The 5,809-nt window shown below is 50.7% G+C and carries 6 protein-coding genes; 3 read left to right on the forward strand and 3 right to left on the reverse strand.

Annotation, left to right across the window (positions count from 1 at the left end; genetic code table 11):
• The 3 genes from guaA to dut all read right to left on the reverse strand — a co-directional run.
• A partial coding sequence (guaA, locus tag Q1M25_RS07560; RefSeq protein ID WP_300483539.1) for a glutamine-hydrolyzing GMP synthase occupies positions 1–905 on the reverse strand: 905 nt, incomplete at its 3' end.
• A 148-nt stretch (positions 906–1,053) separates the two neighbouring features.
• Entirely contained in the window at positions 1,054–1,380 is a 327-nt protein-coding gene (locus Q1M25_RS07565) for a hypothetical protein (RefSeq protein WP_300483542.1), read from the reverse strand.
• A gap of 184 nt (positions 1,381–1,564) precedes the next feature.
• Positions 1,565–2,017, reverse strand: a complete 453-nt coding sequence (dut, locus tag Q1M25_RS07570; protein WP_003680707.1) for a dUTP diphosphatase — start codon at positions 2,015–2,017, stop codon at positions 1,565–1,567.
• Positions 2,018–2,132: 115 nt separating this feature from the next.
• Between dut and pdxH the strand changes: the two genes are divergently transcribed.
• From pdxH to Q1M25_RS07585, 3 genes are all read left to right on the forward strand, one after another.
• Complete coding sequence (pdxH, locus tag Q1M25_RS07575) at positions 2,133–2,765, forward strand: pyridoxamine 5'-phosphate oxidase (RefSeq protein ID WP_300483547.1); 633 nt, start codon at positions 2,133–2,135, stop codon at positions 2,763–2,765.
• A 158-nt stretch (positions 2,766–2,923) separates the two neighbouring features.
• Complete coding sequence (locus tag Q1M25_RS07580; RefSeq protein ID WP_003686367.1) at positions 2,924–3,982, forward strand: pseudouridine synthase; 1,059 nt, start codon at positions 2,924–2,926, stop codon at positions 3,980–3,982.
• 251 nt (positions 3,983–4,233) lie between these two features.
• The coding region (locus Q1M25_RS07585) for a VWA domain-containing protein (protein ID WP_300483551.1) at positions 4,234–5,809 on the forward strand (1,576 nt) is incomplete at its 3' end.

Below are 5,809 nucleotides of genomic sequence, written 5' to 3' on the forward strand. Positions count from 1 at the left end.
CCGATGATTTTGCGTTTTTTCTCCGGATCGGTCACGCCGGCAAGTTTCGCCAAAAACTGCTCTTCGGCATCAACGTGAATCACGCGTACACCCAAGTTGCGGGCAAACATGTCCATCACCATTTTGCCTTCGTTCAGGCGCAACAGGCCGTGGTCAACAAACACGCAGGTCAGTTGGTCGCCGATGGCACGGTGAATTAGTGCCGCCGCTACGGAAGAGTCCACGCCGCCGGACAAACCTAAAATCACTTCGTCACTGCCGACTTGTTCGCGGATCTTGGCAACGGCTTCTTCGATGTAGTTCGGCATGGTCCAGCTGGGTTGTGCGCCGCAAATATCCAAGACAAAGCGGTTCAACAGCGCGCGGCCTTGTTTGGTGTGGGTCACTTCAGGGTGGAATTGGATGCCGTAGAATTGTTTCTCAGCGTTTTCCATCATGGCAATCGGGCAAGACGGCGTATCTCCGATAACAGAGAAGCCGGTAGGCAGTTTGGAAACTTTATCGCCATGGCTCATCCAAACGTCGAGCGTATTAGGCGCATCATCTTGAATGCCGCGTGTCAGCTCGCTGTCGATGGTTTTCACTTGCGCATAACCGAATTCGCGTTGGTTGCCCGGGCTAACTTCGCCGCCCAAGTGGTGCGCCATAAATTGCATACCGTAGCAAATGCCCAAAACCGGAATGCCCAAATCAAAAATACCGGTATCGGCTTGATAGTCGGATTCGTAAACGGAATTGGGACCGCCGGAGAGAATGATGCCTTTAGGATTGAAGGCTTTGATTTCTTCCAAAGGCATGTCGAAAGAATGCAGTTCGCAGTAAACGTGGGCTTCGCGCACGCGGCGGGCGATCAGCTGGGTAACTTGCGAGCCGAAGTCGAGGATGAGGATTTTGTCTTGGGTCATGGCGGAAACTTTGCAAAATGTAAGAAAACGGTGCGGCCGGGAGGGTAAATTTCAAATTTAAACCACAATAAAAAAGGCCGTCTGAATCGGCGGATTATACCATTGTTCAGACAGCCTTTATAGGGTAAAACCCAAATCTCTCATCTTTCTATTTTGCGTGTTTCTCAGGAATCATATCGCTGCGCGAGAGCAACAGCAGGCAACCCAATACGACCATGCCGATGGCCAGCAACGGCGAGAGGTAAATCCAGTAGCTCATGTGCAGATAAATAGCTGTACCGATATAAACCAACATCGGGCCGGAAACGATGGACTGTTTGTTGATGCCGTCCATAATCAACACGGCAAAGCCCAAAATAATTAATGCACCGGCAATCATTGTCGATGTCGCAGGCAAAATATCCGTAGCGCGTAAAAACCAAATCGCACCAAAGATAATCAAAAATAAAGGCAGAAAAAGTGAAGGACGGGACATAACAACGCTCCGTAAAGGTTTCAGACGGCCTGTATTATTGGGTGCGCCGGTCATACAGACAAGATATAAAAATGCAATCTTGTGTGTGATTATGCAAAGGTTGGCACAACAAAAAGGCCGTCTGAACAACGGCAAACCGAAATCAAATTTCAATTTATCCTGTTTCAGACGGCCTTTCAAATCATCAGGCTTTGCCGGTGCTGCCGAATCCGCCTTCGCCGCGCTCGCTGGCGGCAAACTCATCCACAACCTTAAACGCAGCTTGGACAACCGGCACAATCACCATTTGCGCGATACGCTCCATCGGCTCGATGGTGAACGCTTCTTTACCACGGTTCCACAAAGAAACCTTTAATTCGCCTTGATAATCCGAGTCAATCAAACCGACCAAATTACCCAAAACAATACCGTGTTTATGACCCAAACCGGAACGCGGCAGCAAAACGGCTGCATACGCAGGGTTGGCCAAATGCACAGCCAAACCGGTCGGCACGAGATATACATCACCCGGCTGCAATACAACAGCTTCATCCAAGCAGGCACGCAAGTCCAAACCGGCAGAACCGGGCGTTGCATATGCAGGCAGGGAATCGGCCATTTTCGGATTTAAGATTTTCAGTTCGACTTCGGTTTGCATGACAGGACTCCGTATTGTTCTATATTGGATTGGAAAGGGCTACGATTATACACAATGCCCTTGAGGCCGTCTGAAAAAACGGAGTATGATTCAGTCAGACCTAAGGAGAAAAATCATGGATCTGCACAATATCCGCGAAGATTACAGCAAACGCGAGCTTTCTGAAGCCGAGTGCCATGCCGACCCGATTGTCCAATTCGAGCAATGGCTGAACGAAGCGATTCACGCCGAAGTCAACGAGCCGACCGCGGTCAACGTTGCCGCCGTAGGTGAAGACGGCAGACCCAACAGCCGCATGGTACTGCTGAAAGAAGTCAACCCAAAAGGCTTTGTTTTCTTTACCAATTACCACAGCCGCAAAGGACGCTCCTATACGGCACACCCTTTTGCCGCCATGACTTTTTTCTGGCCGGAACTCGAACGCCAAGTACGCGTTGAAGGACGCATTGAAAAACTCGACGCAGCCGCTTCGGACGAATATTTTGAAAGCCGCCCGTATACCAGCCGTATCGGCGCATGGGCAAGCGCGCAAAGCGAAGTGATTTCAAGCAAAGCCGTATTGGTGGCCAAGGCTGCGGCCGTCGGTGTCAAACACCCCCTGCATGTTCCCCGCCCGCCGCATTGGGGCGGATACCTTGTCATTCCCGACCGCATCGAATTCTGGCAAGGCCGCCCCAGCCGCATGCACGACCGTATCCAATACCGCCTGGTTGATGGCAACTGGATACGCGAACGCCTTTCGCCATAATTTTCGGATTTTCAAACAAAAATTTACTGGTTGAGTTACAATACAACCTTTCATCAGCAGGCCGTCTGAATTTGATTTTCAGACGGCCTTTTCCCCCAATCCAACCCCTGCCGCAAATGCCGCAGAAGAACTGCTTTTCAAGCGAGTTAGGAAAAATCATGTCCAAACAGCCTTCCAGCAAACGCCAATGGCGCGACGGCGTATCGTCTACCGCCAAAAAACCTTCTAAACCGGCCAAATCCTTTGCCAATAAAAAACGTCCAGACGACGAGCGAAAAACATCAGGCAAGCCTTACGGACAAAAAGTTTCAGACGGCCCCAAAGCTCAAAATACCGCGCCAAAACAACGTGCTGCCAAAGCCAAAAAACTGGTTGTCCGCAACCCAAATCAAAAAATCATGGAGCATGCCCGCGATTTGAAAGAACGCCGCAGCGACCTTTCACGCTTTGAACCCGAGCGCCTGCAAAAAGTCCTGGCCGCTTCCGGCGTCGGCTCACGTCGCGAAATGGAAGAATGGATCAGCAACGGCTGGGTAACGGTCAACGGCCGCGTAGCCCAACTGGGCGAAAAAGTTACGCCCGACGACCACGTTACCGTTAAAGGCAGCATCATCAAACTCAAATGGGCCGACCGCCTGCCACGCATCATCCTCTACTACAAACAAGAAGGCGAAATCGTTTCCCGCGACGACCCGCAAGGCCGCGTCAGCATCTTCGACCGCCTGCCGCAAGCAGCCAGCAGCCGCTGGGTGGCCATCGGCCGGTTGGACATCAATACCAGCGGCCTTTTGATCCTGACCACTTCAGGCGAACTCGTTCAACGCTTTGCCCACCCCAGCTTTGAAGTCGAACGCGAATACGCCGTGCGCGTATTGGGCGAGCTGACCACCGAACAAATGCGCGTCCTGACCGAAGAAGGCGTCATGCTCGAAGACGGTCTAGCAAAAGTCGAACGTATCTACGAACAAGGCGGCGAAGGCGCAAACAAATGGTACAACGTCGTCATCAAAGAAGGCCGCAACCGCGAAGTACGCCGCATTTTTGAAAGCCAAGGCCTCACCGTCAGTCGTCTCGTCCGCGTAGGCTTCGGCCCCATCGGCCTGCCAAACCGCCTCAAACGCGGCCAGTTCTACGAACTCAATCCGGCAGAAGTCGCCAACATCATCAAATGGGCAGATATGCTGCTGCCGGGCGAGCGTCGTCGGAAGAAAAGTTAATGTAAGATAAATCGGGGCTGAGGCCTTTACAAAATCGTCTCAGCCCGACAAAATCTTGCACAAGTCATAAACATAGTGGGTTAAGTTTAAACCAGTACCGCATTGCTCCGCCTTGTCCTGATTTAAACTTAACCCACTATTCACACATTAAAATTCAAAAAAAGTGACTCAGCGCCAGCGTTGACTCTGCCGATACACTGCCAACAACACTTTTAACAATCAGCATGTGATATTTCCCAGGAACTTAAATCATGCCCCGTTTCTTCCTGAAAACCGTTTCCATACTCACTTTAGCAGCTTTGACAGCGTGCTCTGACTCAAAAGAATACTCTAACCCCTCCTTTGGTCCCTCTCTAGGATTCAAGGAAAGTTCAATTGTTGCCATGCGGGTGGCTGAAATATCTACTGTCAATGCTCGAAACACTGAACGCTACCAAGAACAACCTGACCAACCAGTCAAATCCGTTGCTCAAGAACCTGTTTCCACATTCAGCATCGATGTCGATACCGGCAGCTACGCCAACGTCCGCCGATTTCTGAACAGCGGTAAACAGCCACCCAAAGATGCTGTACGGATTGAGGAAATCGTCAATTATTTTCCTTACAACTACCCACTACCTACTAACGGTCGTCCATTTGCCGTTCACACTGACACCATTGATTCTCCATGGCAACCGGAAGCCAAACTGATCAAAATCGGCATTCAAGCACAAGACACGGCAAAGAAAAACCTGCCGCCTGCCAATCTTGTGTTCCTCGTGGACGTATCCGGCAGCATGGATAAAGAAAATAAACTTCCGTTAGTTCAAAAAACACTGAGGATCTTGACCCAACAATTACGTCCTCAGGACAAAGTTACTCTGATTACCTATTCATCAGGCGAAGAGCTGGTACTTCCACCCACATCAGGTGCTGATAAAGAAACTATCCTGAAGGCCATCGACAAACTGGAGGCCGAAGGCTCGACTTCAGGCGAATCCGCTTTACGCATGGCCTACGAGCAAGCACAAAAAGCCTTTGTACCCAACGGCATCAACCGTATCCTGCTGGCGACCGATGGCGACTTTAACGTTGGAGTATCTGATACCGAAACGCTCAAATCCATGGTTGCCGAAAAACGTAAAACCGGCGTTTCACTCAGCACGCTAGGCTTCGGTACGGACAATTACAACGAAGACATGATGGAACAAATTGCCGATGCAGGCGACGGCAATTACAGCTATATCGACAACGAAAAAGAAGCGAAAAAAGTTCTGCAACAGCAACTGACTTCCACACTAGCCACCGTTGCGCAAGATGTCAAAATCCAAGTCGAATTCAATCCTGCCACTGTCAAAGAATACCGCTTGGTCGGCTACACCAACCGCACCCTGCGCAATGAAGACTTCAACAATGACAAAGTAGATGCTGGCGATATCGGCTCAGGCCACAGCGTAACCGCCATCTATGAAATCATTCCGGCAGGCAAAAACGGCTGGCTGAACGAATCACGCTATCAAAAAGCCCCTGCCGTCAAAGGCAGTAAAAACGAATACGCCTTTGTCAAAGCACGCTACAAACTGCCCGGAGAAAAAGACAGCAAGCTGATGGAACAAGCAATCCCTGTTGGCAGCAAACCGCTGGAGCAAGCCGATAAAGACACCCTGCTTGCCCTTGCCGCAGCTTCCTATGCCCAAGCCCTGCGCGGCGGTGAATACAACGGCAAACTTGGCTGGAGCGACATCGAAAAAATGGCGCAGCAAGTCCAAGGCGATGATCCGTTTGAGCTGAAATCGGAATTTCTCCAATTGGTACGCATTGCCGCCGGTAGCGAAAAGAAATCAGGTC

This window comes from uncultured Neisseria sp. (assembly GCF_951230505.1).
GTDB lineage: Bacteria > Pseudomonadota > Gammaproteobacteria > Burkholderiales > Neisseriaceae > Neisseria.

Bases quoted from the DNA above. Each gene is read 5' to 3' on its own strand.
- Q1M25_RS07580 (WP_003686367.1), top strand. From the start codon at position 2,924: ATGTCCAAACAGCCTTCCAGCAAACGCCAATGGCGCGACGGCGTATCG.
- dut (WP_003680707.1), bottom strand. From the start codon at position 2,017: ATGCAAACCGAAGTCGAACTGAAAATCTTAAATCCGAAAATGGCCGAT.
- pdxH (WP_300483547.1), top strand. From the start codon at position 2,133: ATGGATCTGCACAATATCCGCGAAGATTACAGCAAACGCGAGCTTTCT.
- Q1M25_RS07565 (WP_300483542.1), bottom strand. From the start codon at position 1,380: ATGTCCCGTCCTTCACTTTTTCTGCCTTTATTTTTGATTATCTTTGGT.